15 protein-coding genes and 1 tRNA gene are annotated in these 16,169 nt (G+C 64.6%); 5 read left to right on the top strand and 11 right to left on the bottom strand.

Annotated elements, in window-relative coordinates; genetic code table 11:
* The first annotated feature begins 232 nt into the window (after window positions 1-232).
* Together L6639_RS12145 and L6639_RS12140 are read left to right on the top strand one after the other, a co-directional pair.
* Window positions 233-2,671: a lytic transglycosylase domain-containing protein gene (locus tag L6639_RS12145; protein WP_237862557.1), complete on the top strand. Its 2,439-nt coding sequence runs from the start codon at window positions 233-235 to the stop codon at window positions 2,669-2,671.
* A 285-nt stretch (window positions 2,672-2,956) separates the two neighbouring features.
* A tRNA-Ser gene (locus L6639_RS12140) sits at window positions 2,957-3,049 on the top strand.
* Between the two features lie 171 nt (window positions 3,050-3,220).
* Here L6639_RS12140 and L6639_RS12135 read toward each other — a convergent pair.
* From L6639_RS12135 to L6639_RS12100, 8 genes are all read right to left on the bottom strand, one after another.
* Window positions 3,221-3,487 (bottom strand): hypothetical protein, encoded by a 267-nt coding sequence (locus tag L6639_RS12135; RefSeq protein ID WP_237861674.1) that lies wholly within the window; start codon window positions 3,485-3,487, stop codon window positions 3,221-3,223.
* 1,396 nt (window positions 3,488-4,883) lie between these two features.
* The gene (gene gatB, locus L6639_RS12130) at window positions 4,884-6,362 is read right to left on the bottom strand and encodes an Asp-tRNA(Asn)/Glu-tRNA(Gln) amidotransferase subunit GatB (protein ID WP_237861672.1); all 1,479 of its coding nucleotides are present in this window, start codon (window positions 6,360-6,362) and stop codon (window positions 4,884-4,886) included.
* Window positions 6,359-6,661 (bottom strand): hypothetical protein, encoded by a 303-nt coding sequence (locus tag L6639_RS12125; protein WP_237861671.1) that lies wholly within the window; start codon window positions 6,659-6,661, stop codon window positions 6,359-6,361. Before L6639_RS12125 ends, gatB begins: the two co-directional genes overlap by 4 nt.
* On the bottom strand, window positions 6,652-8,127 hold the full coding sequence (gatA, locus tag L6639_RS12120; RefSeq protein ID WP_237861669.1) for an Asp-tRNA(Asn)/Glu-tRNA(Gln) amidotransferase subunit GatA: 1,476 nt from the start codon (window positions 8,125-8,127) through the stop codon (window positions 6,652-6,654). The genes L6639_RS12125 and gatA overlap by 10 nt, the downstream gene beginning before the upstream one ends.
* Complete coding sequence (locus tag L6639_RS12115; protein WP_237861667.1) at window positions 8,124-8,336, bottom strand: hypothetical protein; 213 nt, start codon at window positions 8,334-8,336, stop codon at window positions 8,124-8,126. The genes gatA and L6639_RS12115 overlap by 4 nt, the downstream gene beginning before the upstream one ends.
* 18 nt (window positions 8,337-8,354) lie before the next feature.
* The gene (gene gatC / locus L6639_RS12110) at window positions 8,355-8,642 is read right to left on the bottom strand and encodes an Asp-tRNA(Asn)/Glu-tRNA(Gln) amidotransferase subunit GatC (RefSeq protein WP_237861665.1); all 288 of its coding nucleotides are present in this window, start codon (window positions 8,640-8,642) and stop codon (window positions 8,355-8,357) included.
* Window positions 8,643-8,798: 156 nt separating this feature from the next.
* Window positions 8,799-9,875: an NAD(P)H-dependent flavin oxidoreductase gene (locus tag L6639_RS12105; protein ID WP_237861664.1), complete on the bottom strand. Its 1,077-nt coding sequence runs from the start codon at window positions 9,873-9,875 to the stop codon at window positions 8,799-8,801.
* A 17-nt stretch (window positions 9,876-9,892) separates the two neighbouring features.
* Window positions 9,893-10,870: an NAD(P)H-dependent flavin oxidoreductase gene (locus L6639_RS12100; protein ID WP_237861662.1), complete on the bottom strand. Its 978-nt coding sequence runs from the start codon at window positions 10,868-10,870 to the stop codon at window positions 9,893-9,895.
* A gap of 96 nt (window positions 10,871-10,966) precedes the next feature.
* Between L6639_RS12100 and L6639_RS12095 the strand changes: the two genes are divergently transcribed.
* Window positions 10,967-11,857 carry a LysR family transcriptional regulator gene (locus L6639_RS12095; RefSeq protein WP_237861661.1) on the top strand — a complete coding sequence of 297 codons (891 nt, stop codon included), beginning with the start codon at window positions 10,967-10,969 and terminating at the stop codon, window positions 11,855-11,857.
* Here the strand turns inward: L6639_RS12095 and L6639_RS12090 are convergent.
* The gene (locus L6639_RS12090; RefSeq protein WP_237861660.1) at window positions 11,844-12,059 is read right to left on the bottom strand and encodes a hypothetical protein; all 216 of its coding nucleotides are present in this window, start codon (window positions 12,057-12,059) and stop codon (window positions 11,844-11,846) included. The two genes, L6639_RS12095 and L6639_RS12090, sit on opposite strands and share 14 nt — an antisense overlap.
* Window positions 12,060-12,104: 45 nt before the next feature.
* On the opposite strand from L6639_RS12090, the gene ruvX reads away from it, so the two are divergent.
* Both ruvX and L6639_RS12080 read left to right on the top strand, forming a co-directional pair.
* Window positions 12,105-12,596, top strand: a complete 492-nt coding sequence (gene ruvX / locus L6639_RS12085) for a Holliday junction resolvase RuvX (RefSeq protein ID WP_237861659.1) — start codon at window positions 12,105-12,107, stop codon at window positions 12,594-12,596.
* 3 nt (window positions 12,597-12,599) lie between these two features.
* The gene (locus L6639_RS12080; protein WP_237861658.1) at window positions 12,600-13,523 is read left to right on the top strand and encodes an AEC family transporter; all 924 of its coding nucleotides are present in this window, start codon (window positions 12,600-12,602) and stop codon (window positions 13,521-13,523) included.
* A gap of 99 nt (window positions 13,524-13,622) precedes the next feature.
* Here the strand turns inward: L6639_RS12080 and L6639_RS12075 are convergent, their stop codons facing one another.
* Both L6639_RS12075 and L6639_RS12070 read right to left on the bottom strand, forming a co-directional pair.
* Window positions 13,623-14,387 (bottom strand): CPBP family intramembrane glutamic endopeptidase, encoded by a 765-nt coding sequence (locus L6639_RS12075; protein WP_237861657.1) that lies wholly within the window; start codon window positions 14,385-14,387, stop codon window positions 13,623-13,625.
* 129 nt (window positions 14,388-14,516) lie between these two features.
* Window positions 14,517-16,160: an acyl-CoA dehydrogenase family protein gene (locus L6639_RS12070; RefSeq protein WP_237861656.1), complete on the bottom strand. Its 1,644-nt coding sequence runs from the start codon at window positions 16,158-16,160 to the stop codon at window positions 14,517-14,519.
* Between the last annotated feature and the right edge of the window lie 9 nt (window positions 16,161-16,169).

Genomic DNA, 16,169 nt, shown 5'->3' with positions numbered 1-16,169 from the left:
GTAAAAGGCCTGCATCCGCGTGACGCACCGTTTAAGCCGCGATTTTGCCGCGGTGGTGGTGCAAACCCGGCGGCGGTAAGCGGCTGTTGGTATTTTGTCCGCATATTCAATCAAATACAGCCAGATCTTGTACAGATAGGTCTTGAGCCAATTGACTGATTCGGGGCGACGAACCGCCGTGACCTTCTTATCCCGTACTGCATGGCGATCAGCCGGACTGGCGCTGTGCCTGATGGCCGGCCTGTCGATCGGTTGTGTCGCCCTGGCCAAATCCAGCGAGACGACCGAGGACGGTGCGAAGGAACCCGCCAAGCCTGCGGCAAAGGGAATCGCAAGGCCAGCAGCCAAGCCGCCTGCGAAGGACACGGCGAAGGGGGCGGCCAAGGAGACCTCCAAGGGCGCAGGCAAGGACACCTCCAAGGGCGCAAGCAAGGACGCCTCCAAGGGCGCAAGCAAGGACGCCACCAAGGGTGCAAGCAAGGGAGCAGCTCCGGCGACGGCCAAGGATGCGGCGAAGAAGCCTGCCGGCAAGGACGCCGCGAAGGACAAGCCGAAACCGGCAGCAGCGACCTCCGCGCCAAAGTCACGACCTGCCTCCAACGCGTCGGCGCCTCAGACGGCGCCCGCGGTGACGGCGACCGTGAGACCTACAGCCTCGCCCTCCGCCGCCGGCAGACCTGTCGCAACCCCCATGCTGGCGCCCGCGACCCGCCAGCACGCCGCGCCGCGCAAGCCGGTGACGCCGGCCGCGGTCGCCGCGACCTCGTCGACGTCGCAGGCCGACAAGGACACGCTGGAGAACGTCATCGAGCTCGTGCGCAAGCGCAAGCCGGGCGATGCCACCAGCTACGCAGATTCGATTTCCGATCCGGTCGCGCGAAAGCTCGCCGAATGGATCATCCTGCGCAGCGAAGACAATGGCGCAAGCGTCGAGCGTTACCGCGCCTTCCTCTCCGCCAATCCGAGCTGGCCGTCGCAGACTTTCCTGCGCCGGCGCCTCGAGGCCGCGATGTGGGACGACAGGCGCGACGACTCCGTTGGCTGGTCGTGGTTCGAGAACGAATCCCCTGTTTCGGCCAAGGGCCGCTTCGTGCTCGCCAAGGCGATGCTGGCGCGCGGCGACCGCGCCAATGCCGAGCGGCTGGTGCGCGAGGCCTGGCGCAACGATCCGATGTCGGAAGACACCGAGAACAACGCGCTCGACCAGTTCGGCGCGCTGCTGACGCCCGGCGACCAGAAGGCGCGGATGGACACGCTGCTTTACGGCAGCGAGCACGAGGCGGCGATGCGCGCCGCAAGGCGCCTCGGCGCCGGCTACGTCGCGCTCGCGAAAGCCCGTATCGCCTCCTTCAAGAAAGCCCCGAACACGCGCGCGCTGCTCGAAGAGGTGCCGCGCGAGCTGCACAGCGATCCCGGCTTCATTTTCAGCAAGATCCAGCTTCTGCGCCGCGAAGAGAAGTTTCCCGAAGCAGCCCAGCTGATGCTGTCGGCGCCGAAGGATCCGAACCGGCTCTACAATCTCGATGAATGGTGGATCGAGCGGCGCCTGCTGGCCCGCAAGATGATCGACACCGAGGACTTCCGCAGCGCCTATCTGATCGCGCGCGATGCGGCGCTGCCCTCGCGCGACATCTACAAGACCGAGCAGGAGTTCACCGCCGGCTGGATCGCGCTGCGCTTCCTCAACGATCCCGCCGCTGCCGCCCAACACTTTGCCCGTATCGGCGTCGGCAGCGTCAATCCGACCACGCTGGCGCGCGCCGGTTACTGGCAAGGCCGCGCGGCGGAAGCCGCGGGCCGCCAGCAGGAGGCGCGCAACGCCTATGCCCGCGCCGCCGAGCAATCGACCAGCTATTACGGACAGCTTGCGCGCGCCAAGCTCGGCCTGCCGCAGATCGAGCTGAACAGCCAGCCGCGCGGCCGTGGCGCCGAGCGGCTCGAGATCGTGCGCGCGGCGCAATTGCTCTACGAGCTCGACGAGCGCGAGCTCGCGGTGCCTCTTCTCGCCGACATGGGCGAGAACGGCGATCCCGAAGCGCTGACCGGCCTCGGCGAGCTGACCCAGCGTTATAGCGACGCGCGCGGCATGCTGCTGCTCGGCAAGGCCGCGCTCAATCGCGGGCTGCCGTTCGACTTCTATGCCTACCCCGTCAACGGCATTCCGCAGTTCAGCCAGATCGGTCCCGAGGTCGAGCGGAGCATCGTCTACGCCATCGCGCGGCAGGAAAGCGCGTTCAATCCGGCCGTGGTCTCGCCGGCCCAGGCCTATGGCCTGATGCAGGTCACCCCCGATGCCGCGCGCTATGTCTGCAAGCGGCACGGCGCAACCTATGACCTGTCGCGGCTGAAGAACGACTCGTCCTACAACGCCACGCTCGGCGCGGCCGAGCTCGGCGGCCTGCTTGAGGATTATCGCGGCTCCTACATCATGACCTTTGCGGCCTACAATGCCGGTCGCGGCAGCGTGAAGAAATGGATCGACCGCTATGGCGACCCGCGCGACCCCAAGGTCGACGCAGTCGACTGGGTCGAGCTGATCCCGTTCTCCGAGACGCGCAACTATGTGCAGCGGATCATGGAGAATCTTCAGGTCTACCGCGCCCGCTTCGGCGGTGGCACGCGCCTGCAGATCGAGGCCGATTTGCGCCGCGGCGCTGGCAGCGTGGAATAGCGGGCCTCCTCCGATCCATTTGTCAAAGATATTGAAGCCTCACAGGCGCCGATTTCGGTCAGTGTTGCACAAACAGCACAAGCAGCCGCCAGGGCATCCTTATCGTATTGTTTTGATTTAGCTTTCTGAACTGACCCCAGCCCTCCCCCGAGCTCCCTTTGGAGCAGGAACGGGCATGGCGGCGCTTCAGATGCATGGGTTGCAAAAATCGCTGGGAAAATTCGGGCCCAAACACGCGCTTCGAAATTGACCAGCCCAAGCAAATAGATGCATAAGGCTCGCACCGGAGAGGTGGCCGAGTGGCTGAAGGCAACGCTTTGCTAAAGCGTCATACGGTCTCAAGCTGTATCGAGGGTTCGAATCCCTCTCTCTCCGCCACCCAATTCAAATGACCCGCGACCTGATCGTACCGCTGAAAGCCAGCGGCAGGTGTCTCGCGCGTCTCGGGCTAGCGCTCCGCTGATGGAGCGCGAACGGGCGGTCTCGTTCCGCCTCGCCGTCAGAAACAAGGTCAACGGCGCCGTCCCCGTTCCCTAGGACGGAGATGGCTCAATGGGCGGACACCCAGGCCCTTGCGTCGCGCTGCGCGGCCGAGATCTCGGCTTCCGACATCTGGCCGGCCACTTCCTGGCGCAGCGCCACGGCGTCCTTGCGGCCCTTCAGGGCGGCGAGGTTGAACCATTTATGCGCGGCAACGAGGTCGACCAGGCCCGCGCGACCGCTCGCCCAGTAGATTCCGCGCTCGAACAGAACGTCCGACAGCGCGCTTGCATCGATTGGCGTCGCCGTATCGAGATCGAAAGTACCCTGAAACATAACGCATCCCCTTTTTCTTATGGCCGCCTCGAATCCCCCGAGCGCGGCTCCCGTCCCACTCTGATCAGCGTGATCCTTCTGGACCGCGCGTTGTTCAACTCATCCCCATTGCCGTTTGCCGGCTTGTTGGAGGAGATGATGGCGGGCAAATTTGAATGGCAGTTTAAGTATCGCGATGAAGCAGACGTAAACGCGGGGCCGCGCCCGGCGCGCGGGAACTTCAAGAAGTCCCCGATTTGCAGGCACTTCTGCGATTCCTCAGGATACGTTTACCCTGTGATTTTCGGACATCGATAACCATCGCGCACGGAGACATCAGTACGGTGGTTACATCCTGTGGGGAGGCGACGCGCGGGAAAGGCCGCCTCGCACCAAGGCCCGCTCGCAATCATGCCGGCGGGCCAAGCCTCGACGGCCAGCCACGCAAAGCGACGGCACCGCGGTCAGGTCAACAATGTCGGGAAAGGGATTGCCGGCAATACCCCGGCCTCAGGGAACGAGGGCGTCGGCGAACACGTCAGGACCAGATTCCAAATGGGCCCGAAGGCCGCTTGTGGAATTGCGGAGCTCTTTTGAAGGAGACCCGCACCGAACGAAGAAAACTCTGTTTCTTCTGCCGGACCGTAAAGTCGAACGATCCGACCGTTGACCTGATGTCTCGCCGACACCCTCTATCGTCGACCAGAACCTCTAGGAGGCGCTGATGACGTGCCGGCTGCTAGGAGCCGGCAACTTCAGAAGTCGAAGTTACTTCTTCTTCTTCGCGACCTTGCGGGTCTTCTTCGCAGTCTTCTTCACTGCGCTCTTCGCCTTCTTCGCCTTCTTCGCTTTCTTGGCCATGTTGCCCTCCGATGTGTGAGATGGCTTTAATCGCTGCATGCATTCGGGGATCGAGTGCACACTCATTCCGAATACACCAACACGACGAAAAAAACATCTTCTCACTTAAGGAAGTGTTGACGACGCAGCGCCCGTGCGCCAGCCGCGCTTGATTTGCCGATCAGCGGCAACACGCGTCTACGATTGCAAATGCGTCGCGCAGCATCGACGTTGTCGAGCACTGCGATTGCAAGAAAACACTATGCAGCAAGTAAGATTCTGCGCGCGCACATCGCGCGCGATCGATGCGATGAAGCGCGCGACAACGCGCACGATTGCCTCGCAAGGCAGAGTCGCGGACTCTGAGTCGCGTTTTTTGGCAACGAAATTATTTTCATGCTTAACGGCGGAAGCGCTCGTCTGAGCGTGTGCAAGTCGCCGTTTTGAGCGAATCGCGCGGACTGCGATTCGGTGGAGCTGCGCGCTCGAATGGGATGATGCTTGCCGTCGATGACGCGTGCGTGCGTCGCATCGCGAGGTGACGAAGCATGTCGTCACCTCGTCCGATCGCGCGAGATCAGACGCCGAGCTTGGACTTCAGCAGCTCGTTGACCGCCTGCGGGTTGGCCTTGCCGCCTGATGACTTCATCACCTGGCCGACGAACCAGCCCAGCGACTGCGGCTTGTCCTTCACCTGCGCGGCCTTGTCGGGATTGGCTGCGATGATGTCGTCGACAACCTTTTCGATCGCCGAAAGATCCGTCACCTGCTTCATGCCGCGGCTTTCGACCAGCGCGCGCGGGTCTCCGCCCTCCTGCCAGACGATCTCGAAAAGATCCTTGGCGATCTTGCCGCTGATCGTGCCCTCGCCGATCAGGTCGATGATCGCCGCGAGCTGCTCGGATGACACTGGAGAGCCCGTAATATCCCGGCCTTCCTTGTTGAGACGGCCGAACAGCTCGTTGATCACCCAGTTCGCCGCCATCTTGGCGTCGCGAACGCGGTTGGCGAGCCTGTCGAGCACCGTCTCGTAGAACATCGCGCTCTCGCGCTCGGCCACCAGCACGCTCGCATCATAGGCCGACAGGCCGAAGTCTGCGACAAAGCGCGCCTTCTTCTGGTCCGGCAGCTCCGGCAGCTTCGCCTTCAGCTCGTCGACGAAGCTCTGACTGAACTCCAGCGGCAACAGATCCGGATCGGGGAAGTAGCGGTAGTCGTGTGCCTCCTCCTTGGAGCGCAGCGCGCGCGTTTCGCCCTTGTTGGCGTCGAACAGGCGCGTCTCCTGGTCGATCTTGCCGCCGTCCTCGATGATCTCGATCTGGCGCCGCGCCTCGTACTCGATCGCCTGACCGATGAAGTTGATCGAGTTCAGGTTCTTGATCTCGCAGCGGGTGCCAAGCGGCGCGCCCGGCTTGCGCACGGAGACGTTGACGTCAGCGCGCAGAGACCCCTTCTCCATGTCGCCGTCGCAGGTGCCGAGATAGCGCAGGATCGAGCGCAGCTTGGTGACATAGGCCTTGGCCTGCTCGGCATCGCGGATATCAGGCTTGGAGACAATTTCCATCAGCGCGACGCCGCAGCGATTGAGATCGATCAATGACTGCGACGGCAACTTGTCGTGCAGCATTTTCGCCGGGTCCTGCTCCAAATGCAGCCGCTCGATGCCGACGGTGGCGGTCTTGCCGCCCTCGAGCTCGAGCAGCACCTCACCCTCGCCGACGATCGGCGACTTGTATTGGCTGATCTGATAGCCCTGCGGCAGATCGGGATAGAAATAGTTCTTGCGGTCGAACACCGAGCGAAGATTGATCTTCGCGTTCAGCCCAAGCCCGGTCCGGACAGCCTGCCTGACGCATTCCTCGTTGATGACGGGGAGCATGCCCGGCATCGCGGCGTCGACCAACGACACCTGCGTATTCGGCTCACCACCGAACGCGGTGGAGGCGCCCGAGAACAGCTTTGAGTTCGATGTCACCTGGGCATGGATCTCCATGCCGATGACCACCTCCCAGTCACCGGTGGCGCCCTTGAGAAGCTTGTGCGTGGCCGTGCTCATGTCTTGCTCCCGAGCAGCGTGGCAGCGATCCGCTGCCACTCCGCTTCCAATGAATCCATTGCGACCGGCTGGCCAGCCTGGCGATACCAGTAGCCGGCATTTCCGAGGTCACCTTCGACGCGGTGCAGATAGGCGTGCACCCAGGCGGCGTCGCGACCCTGATCGTCCTGGACGATCTTGTGCGCCTGGTCCCAGTCGCCTTTCGCAGCCCACCAGAGACCTCTGAGCGGCGCGTTCAGCTCAGGCGCGGGTGCCGCGCCGTCGAGGCTCGCGATGAAATCGGCGACATTCACCACCACCTCGCGGGCGTGAAGCGGCCGGCGGCCTGCTCGATCACCTCGCCGAGCGAGAACAGCGTCTCCTCGTCGAACGGGCGGCCGATCAACTGAAGCCCGAGCGGCAGGCCCTGCGCGTCCTTGCCTGATGGGACCGCGATGCCCGGCAGGCCCGCCATGTTCACGGTCACCGTGAAGATGTCGTTGAGATACATCTCGACAGGGTCGGCGCCGCCCTTCTCGCCGATGCCGAAGGCGGCCGACGGGGTCGCGGGCGTCAGGATCGCGTCCACGCCCTTGGCGAAGCAATCCTCAAAGTCCTTCTTGATCAGCGTGCGCACCTTCTGGGCCCGCAGATAATAGGCGTCGTAATAACCGGCCGAGAGCACATAGGTGCCGATCATGACGCGGCGGCGCACCTCGGCACCAAAGCCGCTAGCGCGGGTATTCTCGTAGAGCTCGGTGATGCTCTTGCCCTGCTCGCGCAAGCCGTAGCGGACGCCGTCATAGCGCGCGAGGTTCGAGGACGCCTCCGCGGGTGCCACAATGTAGTAAGCCGGCAGCGCGTACTTCGTGTGCGGCAGCGACACCTCGACCAGCTCGGCGCCGGCCGCCTTCAGCCAGGCCGCGCCCTCGCTCCACAGCTTCTCGATCTCGGCCGGCATGCCGTCGAGACGATACTCCTTGGGGATGCCGATCTTCATGCCCTTCACCGACTTGCCGATCGCGGCCTCGTAATCAGGCACCGCGATGTCGACCGAGGTGGTGTCCTTCGGGTCATGACCGGCCATCGAACGCAGCAGCATTGCGCTGTCTCGCACGCTGCGCGCAATCGGGCCTGCCTGGTCGAGCGAGGACGCGAAGGCGACGATGCCCCAGCGCGAGCAGCGGCCATAGGTCGGCTTGATGCCGACGGTCGCGGTGAACGCCGCCGGCTGGCGGATCGAGCCGCCAGTGTCGGTCGCGGTCGCGCCCATGCAGAGCAGCGCGGCGACAGCCGACGCAGAGCCACCGGATGAGCCGCCCGGCACCAGCGTCGTATTGCTTCCCTCACGCCGCCAGGGATTGCCGACGGGACCGAAGCACGAGGTCTCGTTGGCCGAGCCCATCGCGAACTCGTCATTGTTGAGCTTGCCGAGCATCACGGCGCCGTCGCGCCAGAGCTGCGAGGTCACCGTGGACTCATAGGTCGGCACGAAATTGCCGAGGATCTTCGAGCAGGCCGTCGTGCGCACGCCCTTGGTCGCGAACAGGTCCTTGATGCCGAGCGGAATGCCGGCGAGCGGGCCAGCCTCGCCCTTGGCGAGCTTGGCGTCGGCCTCCCGTGCCATGCTGCGCGCCTGGTCGGGCGTCTCCAGAACGAAGGCGTTGAGCAGGCGCGCCTTCTCGATCGCGGAAAGATGCGCGTCAGTCAGCTCGAGTGACGTGAAAGTCTTGTCGGCGAGACCCTTGCGGGCCTCGGCGAGCGTCAGCGATGTCAAATCGGTCATTTATTGATCGGGCTGCAGAAGAACGGAGACAGGGTCTTGTCGTTGGCCGGGTCGTCTTTTTTTTCGGCCACATTCGCGGCGGCCTGGAGCTCGTCGAGCACGGCATTGACGGCGACATTGGGATCGGCAGCCTTGCCCTGCCGCTCCATTTTGTCGAGGTAGTTCATGTAGGCCTGATAGGCCTTCTCATCGTCGCAAAGCATGCACATCGGGAGGCGTCCTGGGAATTATTCGACGACCTTGGGCACCAGGAAGAAGTGACCTTCGGTCGCCGGCGCATTGGCAACGATATCGTCGGCGATCTCGCCGTCGGTGACCACGTCCTGCCGCTTCTTCATCTGCATCGGGGTCACCGAGGTCATCGGCTCCACACCCTCGACATTGACCTCCGAGAGCTGCTCGACAAAGGCGAGCATGGCGTTGAGCTCGCCTTGCAGATGCGGAACCTCGTCCTCAGCAACCGCAATGCGCGCTAGATGCGCGATGCGGCGGACGGTAGCGGCGTCGACGGACATTATATAAGGCCTCTCACGGCAAAACCTATGTGCCGTATAGCAGAGGCCGGTTTTGCGCCGCAACCGGCGCGGGCGCATGATCCGGAAAAGTGCGCAGCGGTTTTCCGAAAGATCATGCGCAAACAATAACCTAAAGCGCGATGATCATATCGCGCCCTAGCCGGCCAGCGCTTTCATGCGGGCCAGCGCCGATTTGGCAAAATCCCGGGTCAATTCGGCCGCAGGGACCTCACGGCCCAGGGCGACGGCTTGCCCGGCCCACAGATTGGTAAAGTCCACCTTGCCCTGCTTCTCGGCAGCAGCCTTGAGCGGCGCCAGGGCCGTCGCGGCATGGGGAAACGGCGGCGCGTCCGGCGAGATCGGGCCCGCCTCGCGCATCAGGCGGTTTTGGACACCGCGCGCCGGGCGGCCGGTCATCACATTGGTGATGACGGTGGAATCGTCCCGCGCCTCGGCGAGTGCCTTGCGGCCGCCCGCGCTGACCTTGGACTCCGGGCAGCGCAAATAGGCGCTGCCGATCTGCACACCGGAGGCGCCAAGTGCGAAGGCCGCGGCGATGCCGCGTCCGTCCGCGATGCCACCCGCGGCGATGACAGGCACCTTCACGGCATCGGCGACCTGCGGCACCAGCGCAAAGGTGCCGGGCTGCTCCGCGATCTTCTCGGTCAGGAACATGCCGCGATGGCCGCCCGCTTCGGCGCCCTGTGCGATGACGGCATCAGCGCCATGCTGCTCGAGCCAGACCGCTTCCTGCACGGTCGTGGCGGACGAAATGACGAGACAGCCCGCCGCCTTGACGCGCTTGAGCAGCGCCTGCTCCGGCAGGCCGAAATGGAAGCTGACGACCTCCGGCTTCAGCTCCTCGACGACCTCGCAGAAGGCGGCATCGAATGGCGCCCGGTTGGCCGCATTGATGGGCGCCGCCGGATCGAGACCATGCTCGGTGTAGTAACCAGTGAGCCGCTGCTTCCAGCGCGCCTCAGCCTCCGCCGTGAGCTCGATCGGCGTGTGGCAGAAGAAGTTCATGTTCACCGGCGCCTTCACGCGCTGGCGAATGACGTTGACCTGCTCGCGCGCCTTCTCCGGCGACAGCATTGCGCTCGGCAATGAGCCAAGTCCGCCGCCCTCGGCCACGGCGATCACCAGCTCCGCATCCATCACGCCGGCCATCGGCGCCAGCACGATCGGGAATTCGGTCTTGAACAGATCGATCAGTCGACGGTCAGGCCACATGGTTGTTCTCTCTTGGTTCAGGCGAGCGACGCGATGGAATTGCGCCGGCCGTCCAGCAACTGCTCGGCCTCGGACGCAATCCGTTCCACGATCTCGGCCGCCGGTGGAATATCATGGATCAGGCCGACCGCTTCTCCGGCAAAGACGGCCGCAATTTCGAAATCGCCCGCCATTTTTGCCGCGGCATAGTCCTTGGCAATCTCGTCCGCGCGCTGCAGCAGCTCGATCTCACGGCCGGTCCAGGTCTTGATATGGTTGTTGACCAGCGTGCGCGCAGTGAACGGCGTCGGCCAGAACAGTTTTCGCGACCAATCGGGGACGACGCCGCGCACGGTGCCGTTGCCGTCGGCCGCGCGAATGCGTTCCTTGGCTGCGTCGGCACCATTGGCCTCGACGCTCGCATAGAAACGCGTGCCGACCAGCACGCCGGATGCGCCTAACATCATCATCGCTGCGAGCCCCCGACCATCGGCAATGCCGCCGGCCGCAACGACTGGGATGCGCCCGGCCGCGAGATCGACGATCGCAGGCACGATATCGACCGTCGTGCGCGAGGCGCCATGGCCGCCTGCCTCGGTCCCCTGCGCGACCAAAATCTCCGCGCCGGAATCGAGCGCCTGCTTCGCCATGTCCTCGTTCTGCACCTGGCAGATCAAGCGCGCCCCACTCACTTTGATCCGCGGCGCGAACGGCGCGGGATCGCCGAACGACAGCATGACGGCTTGAGGGTGCGCTTCGAGCGCAATGTCGAGAAGCTCGGGCTGCTTTGCCAGGCTCCATGTGATGAAGCCGATCCCGAACGGTGCAAAGCCCTTCAGCTCCGCGGCCTCGGACTGAAGCCGGGCGCGGTCACCGTAGCCGCCACCCAGAATGCCGAAGCCACCCGCCTCGCTCACGGCACGGGTTAGCCGGCTGCCCGCGATCGTATCCATGGGCGCCGACAGGATCGGATGCTTGATCCCGAGAAGCTCCGTCAACGGCGTGGCGATCGGCATGGGGTCTCCCACTCTGGACAGGAAGAGTAAGCCCAACTAGCATTCTCGAAAAATGAATTGTTGCGAACGCTGCCATCACAAAAGCGAAACGACGCCATGGAACTGAGCGACATCCAGACCTTTGCCGCGGTCGCCCGCACCGGCGGCATCACCCGCGCCGCCGAAGAGCTCAACACGGTGCAATCCAATGTCACCCAGCGCATCAAAGCCCTGGAGGCCGAGATCGGCACGCCATTGTTCGAGCGTCACAGCCGCGGCATGGCGCTGACAGGCGCCGGCAAGCGCCTCCTCCCCTACGCGCATCGGATGGCCGCGCTGTCGCGCGAAGCCCTGCTCGCGGCGCGCGACGATGGCGAGCCGAAAGGACCGCTTTCGATCGGCTCGATGGAGACGACCGCGGCAGTGCGATTGCCGCCGCTGCTCGCCGACTTCCACCGTCGCTTCCCGGCAGTACGCCTCAGCCTGCGCACGTCAACGACCGCCGATCTCGTCGCCGGTGTGCTCGAAGGCACGCTCGATGGCGCCTTCGTCGCCGGCCCCATCGCGCATGACGACCTCTCCGTGACAAGCGCATTCCGGGAAGAGCTGGTGCTGGTCAGCGCGCGGCGCTGGGCCTCGCTTGCCGAGTTGCGCGCAGGCACGCCCGAGTCGGGCCCGACCGCCCTGGTGTTCCGCACCGGCTGCACCTATCGCCAGCGCCTCGAACAGATCTTCGTCGAATTCGGCTGGCCTTCGGCCGCGCGCTTCGAGCTCGGCACGCTGGATGGCATGATCGGCTGCGTCGCTGCCGATATGGGCGTCACGTTGCTGCCCCGCGCGGTGGTCGAGCGCAGCGCGATGACCGGCAGCGTGACGATGCACGCGCTGAGCCCCTCGCACGGGCGCGTCGAGACACTGTTCATCCAGCGGCGCGCCGGCCATCAAACCAGCGCGCTCGAAGGCTTTGTATCCTGCCTGACCAAGGACGACGAAATCATCGCGGCCTGATGGACCACCTCCGCAATGCCACCACGGCCCAGATCGCCTCAACCAGGCCGAACGGCCAAGCCCCTTGCAGGAAGCCGTAGGCCGAACCGAGGGCACAGGAGGCCGCGAACAACAGCACGAACCAGGGACTGCGGTCCTCGAAGGCGTAAGTGACCAGCATCGCCGTCACCGCAAACAGACCGAATAATGTCAGCGCATCCATGTTCCCGGTTCACTCCGCAGCGCGCCGCGTGATATGCGCTAAACCATGCCGGCTCTTATCCTGCCTCTCATCGATGCTGCAACCCACTGGCCCGAACGCGGCGGGTTGATCGGCCTCGATCTCGGCACCAAGACCATTGGTGTCGCCGTGTCCAATCCGGACCGCCGCCTCGCGACCGGTGTCGAAACCATTCAACGCAAGCAATTCAAGCAGGACGCAGCCCGCCTCCTCGCCATTGCAACCGAACGCAAGGTGGTCGGCATCGTGCTCGGTCTTCCCATCAACATGGACGGCAGCGAGGGGCCGCGCGCGCAATCGACTCGCGCTTTCGCCCGCAATCTGGCCAATCTGACCACGCTCCCCATTGGTCTCTGGGACGAGCGTCTGTCAACCGCGGCCGTCGAGCGCGAATTGATCGGCATGGACGTCAGCCGCGCCAAGCGCGCCGAGGTGATCGACGAGCACGCCGCGATCTTCATCCTGCAAGGCGCGCTCGACCGGCTCGCCAATCTGCGCGCCAGCCCAGGGGCTGGCTGATCCATGGTCGTCGTGATCGCGGCACTGCTGCCGGTCTTCATTCTCATCGTGATCGGCGTGGTGCTCCGGCACAGCCTGATGCGGCTCGACACGCAATGGCACGGGCTGGAACGGCTGACCTATTTCGTGCTGTTCCCGATGCTGCTGATCCAGACGCTGGTGAAGGCCGATCTCTCAAAAGTGCCGGTCGCCGGCGTCGGCGGCGCGCTGCTGCTGGCGGCACTCGCGATGTCGCTGCTCTGCCTTGCGCTGCGCCCGGCCCTGTCGCGGCTCGACATCGACGGTCCCGCCTTCACCTCGATCTTCCAGGGAGCGACGCGCTGGCAGACCTATGTGGCGCTGTCCGTCTCTGCGAATCTGTACGGCGACGTCGGCCTGGCCCTGGCCTCTGTCGCCATGGTCGCGATCATCCCCCTTGTGAACGTGTTCAGCGTCGCCGTGCTCGCGCATTACGCATCGCCCGAGAAGCAATCCGCGCGCGCGATCGCCATGACCGTGATCCGCAATCCCCTGATCTGGGCCTGCGTCATCGGCATGGGCATCAATGTCGTCCATCTGCCGCTGCCAAAGATCTGGCACGAGGTCGCTGACGCGCTCGGCCGCTCCTCGCTCGCCATTGGCCTGCTCGTCACCGGCGCCGGCCTTCAGCTCAAGGGTCTGCTCCGTCCGAGCCTGGGCGCGTCGATCGGCGTGGCGTTCAAGCTGGCCCTGATGCCGGTGCTCGCACTGGCGCTCGCCATCTGGTTCGGACTGTCAGGCACCAACCTCGCGATCGTCGCGATCTGCGCGGCGGTGCCGACCTCGCCGAGCGCCTATGTGCTGGCCCGCCAAATGGGTGGCGATGCGCCGCTGTTGGCCCAGATCATCACGCTGCAGACGATCCTGGCGGCGATCACGATGCCGATCGCGATCGCGCTGGTGGCGTAGAGTTCGTCGGCGCAAGCGCACCTCTCACGCCTCGTCATCGGGCCGCGCTTCGCGCGGACCCGGTGGCCCGCAATGACGGAACGTGGGGCGAGCGCTCGGCTAGCTTCCCAACCACGTCGTCAGCACCACCGCGGTCATGTTGTTCAGCCCATGCAGCACGATGGTGAGCCACAACGAGCCCGCGCGATAACGCATATAGCCGAACCACAGACCAATCGAGAAAACCTCGGCGAGGAAGTAGAGATCGTACTGGATGTGCACCACCGTCCACACCAGCGACGACAGTACGATCGCGCCGGGCACACGCAGAAAGGTTTCCGACCAGCCGCGATAGAGGAATCCGCGCGCGAGCACCTCCTCCGACATCGGCGCGGCCAGGCTGAACGCCAGCAGGAGCAGCAGCGCGCCGCCCTTGTCGCGCCCCGATTTGAGGAGATCGGTCATGAAGCCGGGCGTCGCCTCGCGGCCCAGCGAGCGGGAGACAACTTCCCAGGCGAGCACGATCAGGATGAGACCGACCGCGCCAAGCACGATTTGCCGCCATGACGGCCAATGCAGCGCGAGATAATCGACGAAGGAGGCCTTCCTGATACGAATGGCGAGCCACGCAACGAGAAGCGTCGCGGGCAGCCCCATGATGACCGACAGGGCGAGCGCTTTAGGCTCGGCGCCGACGACCTGCATCGATGCGAGGTTGAGAGACAGACCGCGACCCACCACGAGCAACACGACCGCGCCGAGCTGCCCGACGAACATCGCGACAAGGAGCAAAAAGCCCCACAACGCCGTGCCCCAGAACTTCCAGACGCGCGGCCGCGCCGGCGTCATGGTCAACGACGGATGGTCGGGATTGAGGGAGTCCATCAGGAGACTTTCGTTAACGGACTGCCGTCATTCCGGGGCGATGCGCAGCATCGAACCCGGAATCTCGAGATTCCGGGTTCGCCCTTCGGGCGCCCCGGAATGACGGTGCAGATGTGGATGCAAAAAGATTCACGGCAGCGCCCGCCCGAGCAGCGCGCGCACGTCGCCACCCTCGAGCTCGACTGCGCCATACATGCTGGCGTGATTGGTGGCGAGGCGGGTGGTGGCGAACAGTTCAGCGTTGTGAGGCGACATGTCGTTGAGCGCAGCGGCCGCAGCCAGCAGCGCCAGCTTCTCGACCGCCAGCCGCGCAACGCGCTCGCCATCGGCGCGGCGGAAGGTCTTGCCGATGAAGGCGACAACCTCGCCTGCCCCGGGCAGGCCTTTCGTCTCGGCCGCCAGCGTTTGCAGCACGGCCATCGCCGCCTCCGGCTCGCGCGAGAGCGCGCGGAGTACGTCGAGGCACATCACATTGCCCGAACCTTCCCAGATCGCATTGACCGGCGACTCCCGGTAATGGCGCGCCAGAATGCCGTCCTCGACATAGCCGTTGCCGCCGAGGCACTCCATCGCCTCGTAAAGGAATGGCGGCGCACTCTTGCAGGTCCAGTATTTGATCGCGGGCGTCAACAGCCGCATATAGGCGGCCTCCGCCGCATTATGCGGCGCGCGGTCGAAAGCGCGGCAAAGCCGCATCACCAGCGCTATGCTAGCCTCCACATGCAGCGCCATGTCGGAGAGGACGGCCTGCATCAAGGGCTGATCGGCGAGATGCTTCTGGAACACGCTGCGGTGACGGGCGTGATGCAACGCATGGGCGAGGCCTGAGCGCATCAGGCCGCTAGAGGCAATCGCGCAATCCTGCCGCGTCAGCTGCACCATCTGGATGATGGTGCGGATGCCCTTGCCCTCCTCGCCGACGCGTTCGGCATAGGCGCCGACAAACTCGACCTCGGACGACGCGTTCGAACGATTGCCGAGCTTGTCCTTCAGCCGCTGGAACTGGATCGCATTGACTGAGCCATCAGGCGCAAAGCGCGGCATGAAGAAGCAGGTCAGTCCCTGCTCGGCCTGTGCCAGCACCAGGAACGCATCGCACATCGGTGCCGACATGAACCATTTGTGGCCGGTGACGCGATAAGCATTCCCATCGCGCACCGCGCGCGTCATGTTGGCGCGCACGTCGGTGCCGCCCTGCTTCTCGGTCATGCCCATGCCGAGTGTCATGCCGCGCTTGTCCCACCACGGCGCAAAGCTCGGATCGTAGCTTTTGGTCGACAGCACCGGCATCACCTTGCCGAGCAGGTCCGGCTGCATCGCCAGCGCGGCGACCGAGGCGCGCGTCATCGTGATCGGGCAGAGATGGCCGGTCTCGACTTGCGCGGCCATGTAGAATTTTGCCGCACGTATGACTTCGGCGGCGTCGCCCACAGGCTTCCCGTCCGCGGTCCACGTCGAATTGTGCAGGCCCGCGTGCGCGCTGTGCGCCATCAGCTCGTGATATCCAGGATGAAACTCGACATGGTCGCGGCGGTTGCCCTTGGCATCGAAGGTGCGGAGCTTCGGCGTGTTCTCGTTCGCGACGCGCCCGCGATCGGCCATCGCCGCCGAGCCCCAATGCTTGCCGAACTCCGACAGCTCCCGTTCCGCTGCGGCGCCACCATTGGCCTTCACGGCCTCGACCAGCGGACGGTCCACGGCAAACAGGTCGACATCCTCAAAGGGTGGCGACTGGTTGAAGACCTCGTGGGTCGCGAATACAGGCTGGGTCATGACGGGTCT

The sequence above is a fragment of the Bradyrhizobium zhengyangense genome, from assembly GCF_022012555.1.
In the GTDB taxonomy this organism is placed as follows: domain Bacteria; phylum Pseudomonadota; class Alphaproteobacteria; order Rhizobiales; family Xanthobacteraceae; genus Bradyrhizobium; species Bradyrhizobium zhengyangense.
This window is presented reverse-complemented; position numbering and strand designations above follow the sequence as displayed.

What these genes read in the sequence shown, in the direction of transcription:
- L6639_RS12145 (WP_237862557.1), top strand. Translation starts at nt 233, where the DNA reads ATGGCCGGCCTGTCGATCGGTTGTGTCGCCCTGGCCAAATCCAGCGAG.
- L6639_RS12135 (WP_237861674.1), bottom strand. Translation starts at nt 3,487, where the DNA reads ATGTTTCAGGGTACTTTCGATCTCGATACGGCGACGCCAATCGATGCA.
- gatB (WP_237861672.1), bottom strand. Translation starts at nt 6,362, where the DNA reads ATGAGCACGGCCACGCACAAGCTTCTCAAGGGCGCCACCGGTGACTGG.
- gatA (WP_237861669.1), bottom strand. Translation starts at nt 8,127, where the DNA reads ATGACCGATTTGACATCGCTGACGCTCGCCGAGGCCCGCAAGGGTCTC.
- L6639_RS12115 (WP_237861667.1), bottom strand. Translation starts at nt 8,336, where the DNA reads ATGTGCATGCTTTGCGACGATGAGAAGGCCTATCAGGCCTACATGAAC.
- gatC (WP_237861665.1), bottom strand. Translation starts at nt 8,642, where the DNA reads ATGTCCGTCGACGCCGCTACCGTCCGCCGCATCGCGCATCTAGCGCGC.
- L6639_RS12105 (WP_237861664.1), bottom strand. Translation starts at nt 9,875, where the DNA reads ATGTGGCCTGACCGTCGACTGATCGATCTGTTCAAGACCGAATTCCCG.
- L6639_RS12100 (WP_237861662.1), bottom strand. Translation starts at nt 10,870, where the DNA reads ATGCCGATCGCCACGCCGTTGACGGAGCTTCTCGGGATCAAGCATCCG.
- L6639_RS12095 (WP_237861661.1), top strand. Translation starts at nt 10,967, where the DNA reads ATGGAACTGAGCGACATCCAGACCTTTGCCGCGGTCGCCCGCACCGGC.
- L6639_RS12090 (WP_237861660.1), bottom strand. Translation starts at nt 12,059, where the DNA reads ATGGATGCGCTGACATTATTCGGTCTGTTTGCGGTGACGGCGATGCTG.
- ruvX (WP_237861659.1), top strand. Translation starts at nt 12,105, where the DNA reads ATGCCGGCTCTTATCCTGCCTCTCATCGATGCTGCAACCCACTGGCCC.
- L6639_RS12080 (WP_237861658.1), top strand. Translation starts at nt 12,600, where the DNA reads ATGGTCGTCGTGATCGCGGCACTGCTGCCGGTCTTCATTCTCATCGTG.
- L6639_RS12075 (WP_237861657.1), bottom strand. Translation starts at nt 14,387, where the DNA reads ATGGACTCCCTCAATCCCGACCATCCGTCGTTGACCATGACGCCGGCG.
- L6639_RS12070 (WP_237861656.1), bottom strand. Translation starts at nt 16,160, where the DNA reads ATGACCCAGCCTGTATTCGCGACCCACGAGGTCTTCAACCAGTCGCCA.